The sequence below is a fragment of the Sporosarcina sp. AD_1 genome (assembly GCF_057373025.1).
Genome location: NZ_JBPVIR010000010.1, coordinates 1 through 18,156, shown reverse-complemented (window position 1 = coordinate 18,156; position 18,156 = coordinate 1). Strand labels below are relative to the sequence as shown.

At 44.3% G+C, this 18,156-nt stretch carries 16 protein-coding genes; 6 read left to right on the top strand and 10 right to left on the bottom strand.

Annotated features, from left to right (window positions below):
- Positions 1–440: 440 nt before the first annotated feature.
- The 3 genes from menC to ACSW3C_RS17380 are packed head-to-tail and all read right to left on the bottom strand — an operon-like array spanning position 441 to position 3,529.
- A complete protein-coding gene (gene menC, locus ACSW3C_RS17390; protein ID WP_486564060.1) occupies positions 441–1,586 on the bottom strand; it encodes an o-succinylbenzoate synthase in 1,146 nt (381 codons plus the stop codon).
- Positions 1,583–2,719, bottom strand: a complete 1,137-nt coding sequence (locus ACSW3C_RS17385) for a M20 peptidase aminoacylase family protein (RefSeq protein WP_486564059.1) — start codon at positions 2,717–2,719, stop codon at positions 1,583–1,585. The genes menC and ACSW3C_RS17385 overlap by 4 nt, the downstream gene beginning before the upstream one ends.
- Positions 2,720–2,737: 18 nt before the next feature.
- Entirely contained in the window at positions 2,738–3,529 is a 792-nt protein-coding gene (locus tag ACSW3C_RS17380; RefSeq protein WP_486564058.1) for a MurR/RpiR family transcriptional regulator, read from the bottom strand.
- 119 nt (positions 3,530–3,648) lie between these two features.
- On the opposite strand from ACSW3C_RS17380, the gene ACSW3C_RS17375 reads away from it, so the two are divergent.
- The 3 genes from ACSW3C_RS17375 to ACSW3C_RS17365 all read left to right on the top strand — a co-directional run bounded on the left by ACSW3C_RS17375 (position 3,649) and on the right by ACSW3C_RS17365 (position 7,468).
- Positions 3,649–5,046, top strand: a complete 1,398-nt coding sequence (locus tag ACSW3C_RS17375) for a YfcC family protein (protein ID WP_486564057.1) — start codon at positions 3,649–3,651, stop codon at positions 5,044–5,046.
- A 128-nt stretch (positions 5,047–5,174) separates the two neighbouring features.
- Positions 5,175–6,161, top strand: coding sequence for a YecA family protein (locus tag ACSW3C_RS17370; RefSeq protein ID WP_486564056.1), 987 nt, complete (start codon positions 5,175–5,177; stop codon positions 6,159–6,161).
- A 260-nt stretch (positions 6,162–6,421) separates the two neighbouring features.
- On the top strand, positions 6,422–7,468 hold the full coding sequence (locus ACSW3C_RS17365) for a hypothetical protein (protein WP_486564055.1): 1,047 nt from the start codon (positions 6,422–6,424) through the stop codon (positions 7,466–7,468).
- Between the two features lie 74 nt (positions 7,469–7,542).
- Here the strand turns inward: ACSW3C_RS17365 and nspC are convergent, their stop codons facing one another.
- Genes nspC through speD form a run of 6 tightly spaced genes read right to left on the bottom strand, consistent with a single transcriptional unit; the run spans position 7,543 to position 13,914 of the window.
- Positions 7,543–8,685, bottom strand: a complete 1,143-nt coding sequence (gene nspC, locus ACSW3C_RS17360) for a carboxynorspermidine decarboxylase (protein WP_486564054.1) — start codon at positions 8,683–8,685, stop codon at positions 7,543–7,545.
- Positions 8,686–8,702: 17 nt separating this feature from the next.
- Positions 8,703–9,902, bottom strand: coding sequence for a saccharopine dehydrogenase family protein (locus tag ACSW3C_RS17355; RefSeq protein ID WP_184209569.1), 1,200 nt, complete (start codon positions 9,900–9,902; stop codon positions 8,703–8,705).
- A 13-nt stretch (positions 9,903–9,915) separates the two neighbouring features.
- Entirely contained in the window at positions 9,916–10,779 is an 864-nt protein-coding gene (gene speB / locus ACSW3C_RS17350) for an agmatinase (protein ID WP_486564053.1), read from the bottom strand.
- Positions 10,769–11,620 (bottom strand): polyamine aminopropyltransferase, encoded by an 852-nt coding sequence (gene speE / locus ACSW3C_RS17345; RefSeq protein ID WP_486564052.1) that lies wholly within the window; start codon positions 11,618–11,620, stop codon positions 10,769–10,771. The genes speB and speE overlap by 11 nt, the downstream gene beginning before the upstream one ends.
- The gene (locus tag ACSW3C_RS17340) at positions 11,617–13,077 is read right to left on the bottom strand and encodes an aminotransferase class I/II-fold pyridoxal phosphate-dependent enzyme (protein ID WP_486564051.1); all 1,461 of its coding nucleotides are present in this window, start codon (positions 13,075–13,077) and stop codon (positions 11,617–11,619) included. The genes speE and ACSW3C_RS17340 overlap by 4 nt, the downstream gene beginning before the upstream one ends.
- A gap of 15 nt (positions 13,078–13,092) precedes the next feature.
- Complete coding sequence (speD, locus tag ACSW3C_RS17335; RefSeq protein WP_238079423.1) at positions 13,093–13,914, bottom strand: adenosylmethionine decarboxylase; 822 nt, start codon at positions 13,912–13,914, stop codon at positions 13,093–13,095.
- Between the two features lie 733 nt (positions 13,915–14,647).
- On the opposite strand from speD, the gene ACSW3C_RS17330 reads away from it, so the two are divergent.
- Positions 14,648–15,433, top strand: coding sequence for a 3D domain-containing protein (locus ACSW3C_RS17330; protein ID WP_486564050.1), 786 nt, complete (start codon positions 14,648–14,650; stop codon positions 15,431–15,433).
- Between the two features lie 42 nt (positions 15,434–15,475).
- Here ACSW3C_RS17330 and ACSW3C_RS17325 read toward each other — a convergent pair whose 3' ends face one another.
- A complete protein-coding gene (locus ACSW3C_RS17325) occupies positions 15,476–15,601 on the bottom strand; it encodes a hypothetical protein (protein WP_248513359.1) in 126 nt (41 codons plus the stop codon).
- Between the two features lie 154 nt (positions 15,602–15,755).
- Between ACSW3C_RS17325 and ACSW3C_RS17320 the strand changes: the two genes are divergently transcribed.
- A complete protein-coding gene (locus ACSW3C_RS17320; RefSeq protein WP_486564049.1) occupies positions 15,756–16,652 on the top strand; it encodes an STAS domain-containing protein in 897 nt (298 codons plus the stop codon).
- Positions 16,653–16,809: 157 nt separating this feature from the next.
- A complete protein-coding gene (locus ACSW3C_RS17315; RefSeq protein ID WP_486564048.1) occupies positions 16,810–17,643 on the top strand; it encodes a glycerophosphodiester phosphodiesterase in 834 nt (277 codons plus the stop codon).
- Positions 17,644–18,156 lie beyond the last annotated feature (513 nt).

Sequence of the window (18,156 nt, the reverse complement as noted above, 5' to 3'; positions counted from 1 at the left end):
CTCTTTGGTGTCGACGTCTGTTTATCTCGTTGTCTACTCTTACAGTACATGAAAAAAAGGTCGTAATCTATATATTATTATCTAAAAAATCCAAATTGATAGTATATTACTAAGTTCATAAATAAATTACAGTAGTTTTACTCTATGTCAGGCAAATGTGGATTGTTGCGCAAGTGTGACAAAACGTTGATAAATAAGGAAACTTAATATATATATTAAAACCGGGACTTTAGACTATTTTGAACATTTCATTTTTAAATGAATACTAATACCTGTTAGAGAAAGAGGCAATAGAGGAAAAAACGATTTTTATTGATTAAAATGGGTTTTAATTCCTTGGAAAGTAAAGGTGGAAGGAGAAGAAAAGACTAGTTAGAAAGAGGGCGTGTGCTACTAAAAACACCTGTACCGGAAAATGGATGTCCGATACAGGTGATACATTAAGAAGGAATAGGGTGGGAGCTATCGGCAGAAGTTACCTTCTCAGTCCGCAATAAAACGTTGGCAAGTTTCTCCCGATCAATCTCATAACCGATGCCGGTGCCGGAAGGGACATTTATGATTCCGTGGTCCATTGTGATTTCCGGTGTTACGATATCTTCTTCCCAGTAGTGGGAGGAAGGGGCAGTATCGCCTGGTATCGTAAAGTTAGCCAATGTCGTCATCTGGATGTTGTGTGCCCGGCCAACGCCGGTTTCAAGCATGCCGCCGCACCAAACAGGAATTTGATTCGCCTCACAGAGATCATGGATCCGTTTCGATTCAGTCAGCCCGCCGACCCGGCCGATCTTAATGTTAATGATTTTGCAGCTGCCCAGTTCGATTGCTTTTCTAGCATCCTCCAATGTATGGATGCTTTCATCCAGGCAGATCGGCGTTTGCATTTCTTTTTGTAGAGTGGCATGGTCGATAATATCGTCGTGCGCCAGCGGCTGTTCGATCATCATGAGCTGGAAACGGTCAAGCTGTTTTAAATGTTCGATATCTGCCAATGTGTAAGCGGAATTTGCGTCCGCCATTAACGGGATATCGGGAAATGCTTCTCGTACCGCGGCAATATAATCAATGTCAGCACCGGGTTTGATCTTAACTTTTATTTTCCTGAAGCCTTCTTCGACATATTCCCGAACCTTTTCGACAAGCGTCGCAGGATCCTTTTGGATGCCAATGCTTTTTCCGACTTCGATTTCGTGCTTCCGACCACCTAACAGTTCTGCGATCGATTGGCCGTTCTTTTTGGCAAAGACATCCCAAATAGCAGTTTCGATTGCGGCTTTCGCAATATTGTTGCGGCGTACGAATTGCAGCATATCGTGAACGTCCTCAGCATGTTTGATCTCCCTATGGATAACGCGGGGAATCAAGAATTCCTTTAGCATATAAACCGTAGTGAAAGTTGTTTCCTCATTGTAATACGGCTCGTCGCTTGTTACAGTTTCTCCCCAGCCGGACAATCCCGACTCATCGATAACTTCCACTAGGCAGACATCCTTATGTTGCATTGTGCCAAAGCTCGTCGTAAACGGTGCGATCAGTGATACGTTGATATGATGGAGTATGACTTCTTTGATTGTTACAGATTTCATTCTTCATTTTCCCCTTTCGCATGCAATTCAAGAATCTTTGTAAGTACTTCAATGCCATTGAACATGGCGTCCCGATCGAATGTCATGTTCGGATGGTGGAGCCCAGGCTGGAGGCCGCAGCCAAGTCCGACCATCGTCGCTTTCAAATGCGGTTTCTTAATTGTGTAAAAATGAAAGTCGTCTCCGCCTGGCGTGATGATGGGCGGTGTTGTGTTTTCTTCACCTAATACCGCTACGATCGCTTTTCTGGCCATCTCTTCAGCCTCGGGATGGACTTCGGCCGCTGCAATTCCACTATCTTCAGTAATATTGATCGTCACATTGAATAAACTGCGAGCGGAATCCAAAATGGCATGTACTCGTTTGACAAGCTGCTCCATGGCGTCATTTTGCTGTGCGCGAAGATCGACTGCCAACGAAGCGTTCCCTGGTATAATATTTGTATTGCGTCCGCCTGCAAGGAAGCGGGTCACTTTCGCAGAATGGGCCACATTCGGATCGAGGTGGATGGTATGAATCGCATTGACGATATAGGTACCGATTTCCACTGCGTTATGGGTGAGATGAGGACGTGCGCCATGGGCATCATCTCCTCGAATTTCGAATTCGATGGAACCTGTCGCCCCATGAATGATTGCTGGAGCCGCTTTTCCGTTCTCTGTCTCTTGATACGGACGAAGATGGATGCCGTAATAGAAATCGACATTGTCGACAACCCCTTTTTCGACAAGCTTCAACGCCCCGCTGCCAACTTCTTCGGCCGGCTGGAAGATGAAACGGATGCCGATCCGCTCTAGCATATCCGGCTGTTCTTTGATATTCCATAACACACCAAGCACCATCGTCATATGGGCATCATGGCCGCAAGAATGGTTCGCTTTCATTTCACCGTCCACTTCCTGCCATAATGCATCCATATCGGCGCGTACGGCAATAATCGGCACATCTCCTGAGAAATTTCCGATATCCCCAAAAACCCCGGTGCAATCGTCAAAAGCGGTGACAGTACAGCCAGCTTCCTTCAGCTGTTTCTTGATGTAGGCTGTTGTATTTACTTCTTCCCAGCTCAGTTCTGGATTCGTGTGCAAGTGATTGAATGTGTCCAGTACTTGTTCCTTGAATTGATTAACCAAATGAATAACCTCCTAAGATCACTTTATATAATAATTGTTTGTCGGATTAATGAGATCCAGCTTGCCGATTCGATTTGCGATATGTAGCAATAGGCTATTTAGCACAGAAAAGGTGGCGGGCCCTTTTTCCAAAACGGATTTTTGCGCAATTGGGATGACAAGTGTATGGTCTGCAAATTCTACAACTGGAGATGAAAGCGAATCTGTTATCAAAATTACTTCATTCCCATTTTGCCGGGCCTCTTCCGCCAAACGGATCGTCCCGAGCGCATAACGGTAATAAGAGAAGATGACGACACAGTGAGCGCTTCCTTGTTTGGTGATGCCGATATCCGTTTCAGGGCGATATAAGGATGTATTTCCGAGAAGCGTGTTCAGCAGGACGGTAAACCAATGTGCGTAGGCAAAGGATTGATAGTATCCAATCACTTTAATGGTTTCTGCGCCGACCAGACATTCCACAATGTTCTCCGCGACATCCCATTCCAGACTATCCGCAATTTGAACGATATTTTTGCTGTCGCTTTCCATTACTACACTAAAAGGATGTTTATCTGCGTTTTTTTCTTCCGGCGGCCCGATCGTCAAGAGGCTGCGCTGAACATCTGCCTGTAGCGAACCAAATCCGTCGTATCCAATGGCTTTAGAAAAACGGACAACCATCGTTTCACTTACATCCAGCACTTGGGCAATCTTCTTGGCCGGATGGGTTGCGAAGAGGATTGGATTGTGAAGCAAAACCTCAGCTACTTTCTTAAGTCCCGGGGTCAGCTGTTCATATTCTTTTTTTGTTTTTGAGTAGTACGTCATGACTATACCAATCCTTCTTTAGAATAAATCATATAATTTATTGTTGTCAAAATAAATTATATGATTTATTCTTAGATTAGTCAACGGAATAGTAGAACAATTTAGAATGGAGTGGTAGAGTGGAGAAGAAAAAATGGAAGTTAGGAATACCCGATGCATATGTCATTTTATTTATGATTTTAGTATTGATGGCGATCCTGACGTATATCATTCCGGCGGGTGAATTCCAAAGGGAAGAGGTAGATGGCGTCACGATCGTTGTGTCGGATAGCTATGAGCAGATTGAATCCTCATCAGCAAGTCCGATGGATGTGTTCCTAGCTATTCAAGATGGAATGATCGCCTCTGCACCGTTAATTTTCCTAGTACTCATTATTGGGGGATCATTTGCGGTTATCGAATCGACTGGGGCAATCGATGCGCTTATCTTAAAGACGATTGAAAAGACAAAGAACAAGGAAATCGTGTTAATTACTATCGTCATGGTGCTGTTTTCGATCTTCGGAACACTTGGAATTATAGTCAATGCGGTTATCGCTTTTATTCCAATCGGAATTATATTGGCACGGTCGATGAAACTGGATGCGGTAGTCGGTGTTTCGATTATCTATTTAGGTGCCTATGCGGGCTTCAATACGGCATTTTTAGATCCGCTGACAACTGGAACCGCCCAGCAGATTGCACAGCTTCCGCTATTCTCGGGAATCGGCTATCGAATCATCATCTACATTGCTATCTTGCTTTCCACCATACTTTATGTGGCGTGGTATGTTAAGAAAATTAAAAAGGACCCGATGAAGAGTGTACTAGGCAGCAACCCGTTCCCGAAAACGGAAGAAAGGGAAGAGCTGAACAAGGAAGTACAAATTACCGGTGTACATAAGTTGGTCTTGCTCTGGCTTGTGTTAGGAATTGCCTTCTACGTATTTGGCGTGTTCAAATATGGATGGAGCTTGAACCAAATGGCGGCTATTTTCATCATCATAGCGGTCGGAACTGCAGTCATCGCCAAGTTGACGCCAAATCGTCTTGTCAAAGAATTCTTTGAAGGGGCAAAAGGGCTCGTTTATGGCGCGATGATTATCGGAATGGCGCGTTCCATTGTCGTTATTTTGGAGAATGGCAAAATTCTCGACACGATTGTTCAAGGCATGGCCAGTGTAATGACCCCGTTTACAAGTGTCAGCGGAGCCATTGTGATGTTTATTGCCAATGAATTATTTAATATTCTCGTATCATCAGGAAGCGGACAAGCCGTCATCGTCATGCCAATCATGACCCCATTGGCCGATTTGATGGAAATACCACGGCAGGTGGCGGTGCAGGCATATAAGATGGGGGATGGATTCACGAACGTTATCACACCGACATCCGGCATATTGATGGCGAATTTAGCGATTGCCGGAATCGCTTGGACTAAATGGATTCGCTTTGTATTGCCGCTTCTTCTGATTTGGACAGTACTCGGCATCATCTTCCTCGCAATCGGAGTCATGATGAATTGGGGACCGTTTTAACGGAACTTTGACATATGACGACATAAAAATGAAAAGGCACTGAAACAATTCCATATTGTTTCAGTGCCTAGTTTTTTTTATAATGGTAAACTGAAAGAGTTCGTATTTTTCAAAGGATGTGTGAGAAAGTGGTAGGACGTAATGAACCATGCCCATGCGGCAGTGGGAAAAAATATAAAAAATGCTGTGAATCAAAAGAAACAATCTCGGTGGAAGAGGTACAAGCAGAGGAATTAGAGCGGGTTTTACAAAATTTCTATGACGAATACCCGCACCGCAAAGATGTACCGGCCTATTTGGAACTGGCCAACTCATGGAAGGCAAGAATAAACGGCCAATTGCAGGAAGAGATGATCGAGGCCATTGTACTTGATGAATTTTTCTTCCATCATCGGCCAGATATTTGGCAATCCTATTTACATAAGCAGCAGAAGAAACAGCTGCGTCCATCAGTCCAGCGCGTGCTATCGCAATGGCAGCAGCCAAGAGTGTTCATTGGTCAGGTCGCGGAAGTAGATGAGAGTTATTTGACAGTGGATATGATTTTAGATGGGGAGCGAATCAGGCTGCGCCGGGAAAGCGATAAACCTGTACCTGTGGGTGTCCACTTGTACTGCTTTATCCTACCGGACGGAACGGGTGTAGAGAACCAATACTTGGCGGTATCGAGTTTAATTTTCTTCCCGACGGATCACGGGCAAGTGTTTGATCAAATTGCAACTCAATATAAAGAGGACCCTTCTAAAACAACGGAACAGTTTTTTAAAGACAACGCTGTCGACTGTTGGGAAAAGCTTGCTGCCAATGGCTACGAAGGAGAGGAGTTCAGCAATTTTGAAGTGGGTGTCATCACACATTTCATGGACTTCCTCGATGAGCATGAACGCCAATCCGAAAAGCTGCTTGATCTGGTAGAGGATTATTTGGTCGAGCAACAGCCGAATGCCCGGAAGGATGTCGCGATTGCAGCCGGTGCTGTACGTTTTGGCAATGATTTCGGCTACTTCGACCCGCTCGAGATGACGGTTAAGGAAATGGCGGAATGGTTCGGTGTCTCTCCGTCTTCCATGAATAAGTATTATAAAGAAATAACGGCTTATGCGGGAAAAGAATAAATGACAGAAAAAGTGTCTTCGGACACTTTTTTTGTTTGGAGACAATACTGGTGAAGTAATGAGGGAAGGCGCATTTATTCAGTTACTCTCAGTTTCAAGCATGAAAAAAGAAGGGCGCAGATTAATGGGACTTCCCTAATGGAATTGGGTAAAAAAGGCACATTTTTACCGGCCATTAGCTGCTTTTTGAACCTTGAGCCTAGAAGTTGTCGTATAGTGGAGGAAATAGAAAACAACGGAAAGGGAAAGGTGAGAGAATAGTGAATGGTAGATTAGCAGCAGTGATTCTCATGTCAGTCTTCTTTATTGCAACCGGCTGTTCTAAGGGAGATACAGGAGGCGCCGACGGGAAAGCGGATACGGAACAAGATTCGTCATCTGCTGCCCATGAAGAGGGAAAAACGGATGATGGAGAAGAACAAGATGCAGAGGAGAGCGGTGTCGAGTTAATTCAGAAGCCTGACAATGTGGGAGATATGGAAATTGAGCTTACCGGTGACGTCGTGCTGGATGGCAACCAGCTGACGGTAAAGGGGCAAACGAATCTATTGGAAGGTTCTAAGCTCTATGTAAATATGAATTGGTTGGAAGGCATTTTAATTGGCGGCAATCGGACGGCACTTGTAGAAGCGGATGGCAGCTTTTTATACGAAACAGAGCTGCCTGAGAAGACGACAGGTCTTATTACTGTCGAAGTGAGCTTTGAACCGCCAACTCAAAATACGGAAATCATGGATCACTACGGCGAGACAGGAGAAAAGATGACAGGCCCACTCATCCGCCTGTATGACTGGAATGACGATGATGCAAACAGGGTGGAGTATCAGAAAGCTTCCGCACAAGTTGAATTATTCCAGGATGACGGTGAAAAGGTGGAAGCGTCTATTGCCCCGCCAGTTTGGGAAAAGCCTGAGGACTATGGTTCCACAGAGATTCGAATCGAGCCGACCAGCGTAAAGAAAGATGAGCACTATGTTTATATTGACGGGGTTAGCAACCTCCTGGAAGGTACGAGGCTGCGGGGAAGAGCACTGCTGCCAGGGTATATCACGTCGGCTTTTATTGCCGAGACGGATGTAAACCCTGACGGTTCCTTCCGAATCGTGTTTGAAAATCCGGAAAGCGACTCCCGTGTTAAGAATTTAGATGAATATGAAATCACAGTGGAAACGAATATTGGCAACACATCATTTGCCACTCCGCTTGAAATCTATGGAGAGAATGGGGAGAAGATGACCGGAAGCCTGGTCGAATCTGAGGGAGATGAGAAAGTGGCGAAGGTCCGGATAAAAGAAAAGGCGAAATAAGAAAAAAGTGCATGGCGCCCGTTGTGGATGCCATGCACTTTTATTATCCTCGAGACTGTAGCCAGCTGGTTGCATCAAGAAAGACGGTTTTTGAAATCCTCGTAGCCGAACTGCTTGATGACTTTGATGCCGTCTTGTACCGAATGTAAGACGATGGACGGCAGGTTAATACCGTTGAACGTATTGTTCTTGACCATCGTATAATGAGCCATGTCGCCAAAGACAAGTTTATCTCCCGGCTTTAAAGGTTCATCAAAGGAATAGTCTCCAATCACATCGCCTGCGAGGCAAGTCGGCCCGCCAAGGCGGTATGTGTGTGCTTTTTCGTTCGGTTTGCCGGCACCTGCTATTTCAGGACGGTATGGCATTTCCAGCACATCCGGCATATGGGTAGAAGCAGATGTGTCCAAAATAGCGATCGGCATGCCATTATCGAGTGTGTCCAAAACAGTTGAGACAAGGAAACCGGTATTCAATGCAACCGCTTCTCCCGGCTCCAAGTACACTTGCACACCGTATTTCTCTTTGACGTAATTAATTGTGCGAATCAAACGATCCACGTCATAATCCGGTCTCGTAATATGATGGCCGCCTCCGAAGTTCAGCCACTTGAGCCCTTTCAAATATTCGCCGAATTTTTCCTCGACGACTTTGACAGTGCGTTCCAGTGTGTCGGAGTTTTGTTCACACATCGTATGGAAATGCAATCCGTCAATCCCTTCGAGCTGGTCTTCCTTGAAGTGCTGCTTTGTTACACCGAAACGGGAGTAGGCAAAGCAAGGATTGTACATATCCACTTCAATTTCAGAGTACTCCGGATTGATGCGGATGCCGCATTCGATTTTCTTCGGATACTCTTGCACCCGGTCTTTGAATTTCTCCCATTGGCGGAAAGAATTAAAGACGATGTGATCGGAGTATTGTAAGATTTGATCGAAATCTGCGTCCGAAAACGCAGGGGCATACGTATGAACCTCTTTCCCCATCTCCTCATAACCGAGTCTGGCTTCGAGAACGCCGCTTGACGTCACACCGTCCAAATACTGGCCGATGAGCGGATAGACGGAGAACATCGAGAAGCCTTTTTGCGCAAGCAGAATTTTACAGCCTGTCTCGTCGATGACGCGCTTCATTACTTCCAGATTTCTAATTAACAAAGCCTCATCCACAACATAGGAAGGGGAGGGAACGTCAGCAGGGTTGAAATTTAATTTCATTGCGTCATATCCTCCAATCAGTCGATTAGTACCGGTTTGAAATCTTCCTGCCATGGAAGGCCGTATTCGTTCAACGCTTCCATGAATGGATCTGGATTGAATTCTTCTACGTTATAAACGCCAGGTTTTTTCCATTCGTTTTTCATCAATAACATAGCACCGATCATTGCAGGCACGCCTGTCGTATATGAAATGGCCTGTGAACCGACTTCACGGTAGCATTCTTGGTGATCGGATACGTTGTAAACGTAGTACGTTTTTTCTTCTCCGTCTTTTGTTCCTTGGAAAATACATCCGATGTTCGTTTTTCCTTTTGTACGTGGTCCAAGGGAAGCTGGATCCGGAAGAACAGCTTTCAGGAATTGAAGCGGCACGATTTCTTGTCCTTCGAATTGAATTGGCTCGATCGATGTCATACCGACATTTTCAAGCACTTTCAAGTGTGTTAAATATTTCTCTGAGAACGTCATCCAGAAACGGATTTTCTTAATGCCTTTAATGTTTTTCGCGAGAGACTCAAGTTCTTCATGATATAGAAGGTAGACATCCTTTGGACCGATCTCTGGAAGATCATATACGCGCTTCTCGGATAGAGGCGGTGTTTCTTTGAATTCACCGTCTTCATAATAACGGCCGTTCGCTGTAATTTCACGGATGTTGATTTCCGGATTGAAGTTTGTTGCGAATGGATAGCCATGGTCGCCTGCGTTAGCGTCCACGATATCGATCGTATGGATTTCATCGAAGTAATGTTTTTGAGCGTATGCTGAGAAGACGCCAGTTACGCCTGGGTCAAAGCCACAGCCAAGAATAGCAGTCAAGCCGGCTTGTTCGAACTTTTCTTTGTACGCCCATTGCCATTTGTATTCAAATTTTGCCGTATCGAGCGGCTCATAGTTTGCTGTATCAAGATAGTGGACGCCAGTTTCAAGACATGCATCCATTATCGTCAAATCTTGGTATGGCAATGCTACGTTAATGACGATTTCTGGCTTGAATTCATTGATCAATGCAACCAATTCTGGAACATTATCCGCATCGACTTGTGCCGTTTGGATTTTTGTACGTCCGCCGTCCAATTTCTCTTTCAATGCATCACACTTCGACTTTGTCCGGCTTGCAATGCAAATTTCCTCGAATACATCTGGAACTTGACAACATTTATGTGCCACAACGCTCGCTACGCCACCTGCACCAATAATTAACGCTTTACCCATGTAAAACACCCCTTTAATTAGATTGATTTGTATTAATTGCTAACAGTAACTCCCGAAGCACTTTACATGCCACGGCAGTTGAAACACCACTTTGATCATACACTGGTGAAAGTTCATTGACATCACAAGCGACGATATTCAGGCCGCTTGCTGTCAAAATTCCATTCAATAGATCCATGAAGCTGATGCCGCCTGCTTCAGGCGTGCCAGTTCCAGGGAATACAGAAGGATCCAGCACATCCAGGTCAATCGTCAAGTAGACAGGTTTCCCTTTCAGCTGCTCAACGACTTCTTCCAGTCCGTCTAGATTGAATTTATTCGTGAAGACCCGGTCCTTGCCCCAAGCGAATTCACTGCGGTCCCCGGAGCGGATGCCGAATTGGAAGATCCGGTTATCTCCGAGTATGTCCCATACACGATGGATCACGGTTGCATGGGAGAGAGGCTCGCCTAAATAGTCTTCACGCAAATCCGCATGCGCATCGAACTGGACGACGTGCAAATCAGGATACTGCTTCGCGACCGCGCGGACTGCTCCAAGCGTAACTAAATGCTCTCCGCCGATCATGACAGGAATTTTCCCGTCCGTTACGATCTTGCTTGTATATTCTTCGATCTGCCCGAGCACTTTTTCCGTATTGCCAAAGATCAATTCCAGATCGCCACCGTCAAAGACGGAAATATCCTCAAGGTCCTTGTCCTGGTACGGGCTGTACGTCTCAATGCCGAACGATTCACCGCGCATCGCTTTGCTGGCAAACCGGGTGCCAGGACGGAACGATGTCGTCGAATCGAATGGAGCTCCGAATAGGACGAGGTCCGCTTCCTGATAGTCATTGTCACAGCCGATGAATGTTTCTATATTTTTATTCAACATCTTTTAATTGCTCCTTCACATAGTTTGGCAGCGCGAATGAGCCCACATGAATGTCCGTGTTGTAATACTTCGTCTGCAAGCCGAGCGCGTTCCATGCATCTGCATCCAAGTCCTTGACCGGGTCATACTTTTTGGAAGCAAAACCGAAAAGCCAATGGCCAGAAGGATAGGTTGGAATATGCACTTGATACACTTTACATACAGGGAAGAATCCGACGATCCGCTGATGGGCGCGCTGCATGCCTAGTCGGTCTTCCTCATAGAAGGGGCTTTCATGCTGATTAACTAGGATGCCATCCTCTTTCAGCGCTTTATAGCAATTGCCGTAAAACTCCTTTGTGAACAAACCTTCTCCTGGTCCAAATGGATCGGTTGAATCCACAATGATCAGATCGTACTCATCTTCTTTGTTGCGGACGAACTTCAGGCCGTCTTCGAAATAAAGGTTGACCCGGGGATCGTCCAATTTAGATGCGGTCTGCGGCAAATACTCTTTGCACACATCAACGACCATCTCATCGATCTCTACCATATCAATCTGTTCAAGAGATGTATATTTTGTCAGTTCACGGACTGTACCGCCGTCCCCCGCACCGATGACGAGCACTTTTTTAATTTTCGGGTTTGTCGCCATCGCTACGTGAGTGATCATATCGTGATAAATAAATTCGTCTTTCTCGGTCACCATGACGAGTCCATCGAGAGTTAATATCCGTCCAAACTCTGGAGTCTGCAAAATATCAATTTTCTGGAATTCGCTCTTTCCGGAATAAAGGTGTTCATCGACCCGAATAGAAAAGAGTACATTTGGTGAGTGATTTTCCGTATACCATAAATTCATCGCTCCGACTCCTTTACAACGTTGATTCGCTTGACTTGGCTGTCCTCGGTCCCTGATAAGAAGCAGCCCTTTTCACGGCAGTACTCGATATAGCCGAGCACTTCCTCCGTGATGCGTTCACCTGGCGCGAGGATCGGGATACCCGGAGGATAACTCATGACAAATTCACTCGAAATATGTCCGGCACTTTCGGCTAGCGGCAAATTCCTCTTTTCCGAATAAAACGCCTGCTGTGGAGTCAATTCGACAATCGGATTGATATATTCATGCTGGAACATCTGGCCGCTCTCTTTTCCGTATCGGCGTTTGATTTCCCCTAGTGCCGCCACGAGCCGTTCAATGTCACGATGCCGGTCTCCTACAGAAATATAGGCTAGGAGATTCCCAATATCTCCGAACTCGATCTGGATGTCATATTCGTCCCTGAGAATATCGTAGATTTCAATGCCCTCCAGCCCGATTTCGCGCGTATGTACGGAGAGTTTTGTAATATCAAAATCAAAAATCGTATCTCCATTTAATAACTCTTTGGAGTAGGCGTAATAACCGCCAATTTGATTGATTTCCTCGCGAGTGTATTGAGCCATGCCAATCACTTTATCGAAAATTTCCTTGCCGTGCAGCGCTAGATTCTTCCTGGAGATATCCAAGGAGGATAGGAGCAGATACGATCCGCTCGTCGTTTGAGTCAAATTAATAATTTGGCGTGTATAGCCCTCGCTCACATCATTATTGATCAAGAGGAAAGAGCTTTGCGTAAGGGAACCACCTGATTTGTGCATGCTGACAGCAGCCATGTCGGCACCGACTGACATGGCTGATGCAGGAAGTTCTTCATTGAAATAAAAATGGGTGCCATGTGCTTCGTCGACAAGGACGAGCATACCGTACTCATGTGCCAAATCCGTAATGGCTTGTAGATTGGAACAAATTCCGTAATAGGTAGGATTGTTAATCAAAATCGCTTTGGCGTCTGGGTTTTCTTCCATTGTCCGCCGAACGTCATCGAGAGCCATACCTAATGGAATTCCAAGTTCTTGTTGAACGCCTGGATTCACATAGACAGGTATGGCCCCGCTTAAGATGAGCGCATTAATTGCACTGCGATGCACATTGCGCGGCAAAATGATCTTTTCCCCTGCTTTGCAGGCCGTCATGACCATTGCCTGTACCGCTGATGTTGTCCCGTTCACCATAAAGAAAGCATGTTTTGAGCCGAAAGCTTCAGCTGCCAGTTGTTCTGCTTCCCGAATAACGGACACGGGATGAATAAGATTGTCGAGTGGTTTCATGGAATTAACATCCACACTCAGGCATTGCTCGCCGAGGAAAGCCGCCAATTCTTCATTTCCGCGTCCACGTTTGTGCCCGGGAACATCGAAAGGGACGACGCGCATCGCTTTATATTTTGTCAATGCTTCGGCAATGGGTGCATTATGTTGAGAAAGCTGTGTCATTTTTGTCCCACCCCTTCACTCATCATATATATTCGTTCCACTGAAGATTTCAATCATTTCCCTGCGCAGGTTGTTCGTAATCTGTAGACGTTCCTTTGGAGGAATTTCATATACGTCCCGATTGAACAAGTAGTTTTGCAGTTCGATCTCCTTAATAAGCAGCTTTGTATGAAAAATGTTGGATTGATACACATTCACATCAATCGCGTCATATTTTTGCAACGTCTCTTTATCAATGTAATCTTGTATTGAGGTCATTTTGTGATCGATGAAAAATTTCTTGCCATATTCATTCCGCGTAAACCCGCGAACTCTGTAATCAGTAGTGATGATATCTGAATCAAAACTGCCGATTAAGTAATCAAGGGCTGTTAGCGGGGATATTTCGCCACAAGTGGATACTTCAATATCAACACGGAATGTCGCGATTGAATTATCCGGATGGTATTCCGGATACGTATGCACCGTCAAATGGCTTTTATCAAGATGGCCAACGACCGAATCACGTGTTGCAATGATATCGGCATGTCCTTGATTGCATGATTTATCGATTAACCCGACTGGCATGGACTCCTCTGAAATGAGGATCGTTACGCTGGCTCCTTGTGGATCATAATCCTGCTTACTGATATTCAACACATGGGCGCCGATAATGTCTGTGACATTGCGCAAAATATTGGTCAGCCGTTCAGAATTATACTGTTCATCAATATAGGCGATATAATCTTTCTGCTCTCGCTCACTTTTTGCATAGCTCACATCATAGATGTTGAAGCTAAGTGTTTTGGTGAGGTTGTTAAAGCCGTATAACGTCAGCTTATTTTCCAACCCTAACATCACGCCTCTCTATTATAGATCACTGCTACATTTCATAATTGAGGACCCTCGTGTTCCAGAGGGTCCCGAACGATAAATTATGAAATTTATTTAATTATAAAGGATATTTTTACCTAGTCAATACCGTTTCAAAAATTGTAAGTTGTTAATAATTACCCATTAGAAAATGGTCCGTGCTTATAAATAGGATACCTTTATTTTTTTGTGAATAAACATATAAACTGCAATGAAAGCCGAAAGGAAATTCTATAGAAGGAAAGACTTTGCAAGGGATCATTCTCGAGCTTTTCTCGAAATATAAACAGTAAAAGAATCAAAGAAAGCAAAGCCGATTCTCCACTCATCGTATGCATCCCCAGCAGGACATATTTTTGTATGAAACTCCTAAGCATTTCACCTATACAGGCTGAAGTGCTTTTTGCATGTATAAAAAGCGGGTCACTCAGGAAATACCTAACTATGCATTCGATAAAAGAGTCGAAAATGAAGTCTTCCATATAGTTTCCTTGAAATTTCCATAGTACGTAATACGAGAATCAATTAGAGTGTGATTTCAATATTTTACGACTATATGTTTATTTTACAAATTTCAAGGGCAATACTAGGTGGAAATAAAAGCCGGTTAGTTATACGGCTGCTCATCCCGACTCTACATGATAGCCGGTAAACGGCGCCATAAAGGAGTTCGATTCATTTAGAAATGAATCAGGGAGTGTAAAAAAGGAGGATTTTTATGAATCTGAAAAGGTTAATAATGAATGCGATTGCATGCGTGGCAATTATTTCAGCAGCTGCCACTGCAGAAGCGGCAGAGGTACAGGATGACTTTGTGCCATTAGGTACTGAAGAGTTAAGTACAAGTAACTTTCCAATACCAATTTATGACGGACTGCTGCCTGACTTTGCACTGTTTTTCCCGTCTTATGTGCTAGACACAGGCCCGATAACCTACACGGTCGTCCAAGGAGATAATTTATACCGCATTGCCTTAAATCACAATATTCCATTAGATGTTTTGATCAGTACGAACAATTTGACAAGCGATGTAATCCATCCGGGAGAGGAACTTATCATTGATAGCGGCAATATAGATGACGATACACCTGAGAAAGCTGTAACGAACAAACCTAAGTCGGTTGCTGCTTCATTTTCTCCATCGAATAGTGGACAGGCAGCCAAAGCAAAATCGGCAGCCGTTACTTCAGCGGGAAGTGAGCCGGCAGGTGGAGGAACAGAATTGATCGTGACCGCAACGGCGTATACAGCCTATTGCACGGGCTGTTCCGGAACAACAGCCTACGGTATCGATTTACGATCCAATCCAGACCAAAAAGTTATCGCGGTAGATCCAAGTATTATTCCACTGGGAACAAAAGTTTGGGTAGAAGGGTATGGAGAAGCGATTGCCGGGGATACAGGCGGAGCAATCAAAGGCCATAAAATTGATGTATTTATTCCATCTTATGAGAATGCAATGGAGTGGGGCGTCAAAAAAGTGAAAGTTAAAGTGTTGAATTAAATAGTAAGCGGCTGATGAAAAAAATCTCATCAGCCGCATTTTTTATCTAGGCGCATAGCCCTTTCTTTGGCGATCCGCCTGTTTTTTTTCTTTCATGATTTTCCTGACGACCGGGTAAACAACGGGTGCCCATTTGATGGCGGTCTTGATTAGTTTTCCGATTTTCATTTTAACCGCTCCTTTGGTACTATTTATATTACTTTTCCCCATGCAAGCGAAAAGTAAACCGGCGAGAGGTGAAGCATGCCCATACTAAAGGTAAGTGGTATACTGAAAAGTAATTCCAAGTACAAACTACATAGAAATAGAGGGTGTCGTACGGATGGACAAATTGGATAAAAAGTTGCACGACTATTTAGTGGACCAAAGCAATGCCATTTCGGATCAATGGCTGGCGTTAAGAGAAACACAAGTAGGCTCAATTTATTCTGCGAAGGCAGGAGAAGCAGCCGAAACGTTATTGCGGAAACAAAACCGCTTAACCAATTTGACGGTGGCAAGCAAGTTGCTGGATGACTCGGAGCAATTCGAGCAGAAAAAGGAAGAATGGGCGAGGGAAGTTGCGGAAAGCCGCGCTAGCACCAATACCTCCATTTACGAAGTAATGGATGCATTGAGGAAAGTAAAGATTATCTATTGGCGATTTGTTGAGCAATTCATCGATTTACATGTAGAGGAAGTGAAGCCTCAGCACGCACTCAAATGGTGCTCGTTAATCAATGAGGCTTTTGATGAATTAATTACTCGTTTTGCTGAAATCTATTACCGTCTTGTCAATAGCCGATTGTCTGCTCAGGAATTATTGATCGTAGAACTGAGCGCTCCTGTCATCCCGATCACCCCGACAATCGGTGTACTGCCATTGATTGGAGAAATCGATGCGCCGCGTGCGCAAGCCTTATTTGATATTGTTCCTCAACGATGCGCTCAAACAGGAGTGGCCCATCTGTTCATTGATTTGTCTGGCGTCACAACAATTGACACGCTTGTGGCACAGCAGATTCACCAGATCACGCAAGTGTTGAGATTGCTCGGTATCCAATCGACCATTTCAGGAATGCGGCCGGAAATTGTACAGACTGCCATCCAATTAGGCCTCGATTTTTCAGATGTCCAAACGTTCGGGACCTTGCAATTAGGATTAAAAAAAGTATTGCAAAGCCAGTCAGGAAACCTGCTGACAGAAACAGAATCAGAAACATTGGCATTTGAAAAGTGAGCCGTTTCATAAAGTAAAAAAGGACAGGTGAAAATCTTATTCACTTGTTCTTTTTTTGTAGTTCTTTTCATCCAAGGGGTATCCAATACTAAGGAATTATGATATACTAATAAAAAGATAATTCGGATATTTCGAAAAGAAAAAGAGGTTGAGGGGAATGGGAAAAGAGAGAGCCCTGTTTGTTACGGTACTAGCCATCGCTTGTCTATTCGTGCTTGTCGGATATAATAACCAGACGAAAATTAGGATTGCGCCAAAAGAGATGATTAGCGTGGCGCACAGAGGAGCTTCTGCGTATGCGCCTGAAAACACAAGAGCCGCCTTTCAAAAAGGGGTGGATCTGCAGGCCGATTATTTGGAGTGTGATGTTCACCTCTCAAAGGACGATGAATTGATCGTTATGCATGACGACAAAGTCGACCGCACAACGGACGGCAAGGGCTATGTCCGGGATATGACACTGGCTGAGCTGAGAACGCTAAATGCGGGGAAGTTATTCGGGGAAGACTTTGCTGGAGAGCCAATTATGACATTGCAAGAACTGGTCGATGAGTTTTACAGTGAAGTTGGACTGGTTATCGAAATCAAAAACCCGGACACCTATCCGGGAATTGAAGAAAAAGTAGCACAGGTACTTGAGCGGTATGACGATTTAAGCGGAATTATTATTCAATCCTTTGATGTGGACTCAATGAAAAAAATACATAACCTTCTTCCTGACGTAGAAATAGCAATACTGATTCGTCCTACCGATTCATTCATGTCCCAGCAGAGAATTGAGGAATATACTGCTTTTGCCAACTATATTAATTTCAATGTATCCTTTACAAACAAACGGATGGTCGATCTCGTGCATGAGCATGGTGGAAAAGTGCTCGTCTGGTCGAAAAAGGACCGTCGCTTAATTTGGAAGGCCCAAAAATACGGGGTCGACGGAATCATCTCCGATTTCTCTGAAAAACCGGAGGAAATGTATCTTGCTAAGGAATGAAGTGACAGGGAAACCGGTAATAGCTGCACATGAGCTGAAATTACTAATTGACTGGAAATGAAATTATTATCCATTAAGAACATACTAATAACTATAAGGAAAAATAAAGCAGGAGGTGTATTGTAGAATGTTGATATTCCTGATGCCTATTCTATCGCTTATCATTTTTGGTCTGTTGTTTGATTGGAGACATAAAAGAAATAGTCATATTCATCGGGAAAACATAGATGCAAAACCAGAAGTAAGTGTAAATTACACGTTGGAAGACGACCGAAATTCCCCGCAGGGATATTTGTGAACGGCTAAGGATTATTCTTTAGCATGAACAACAAACGGAGCGATTATAGATGAAGAAATGGAGCAAGTGAAAGGACGCACAGTCGAAAAACTGTGCGTTCAGAGCGTAGACAAAAGCATATTAATTTGTTGTGGCGTATAAAAATAATATACCACCGCTACTTACATTTAGATTCCTAGTAAAGTTGATTTACGCTTCTGGCGTCGCTTTCCGGG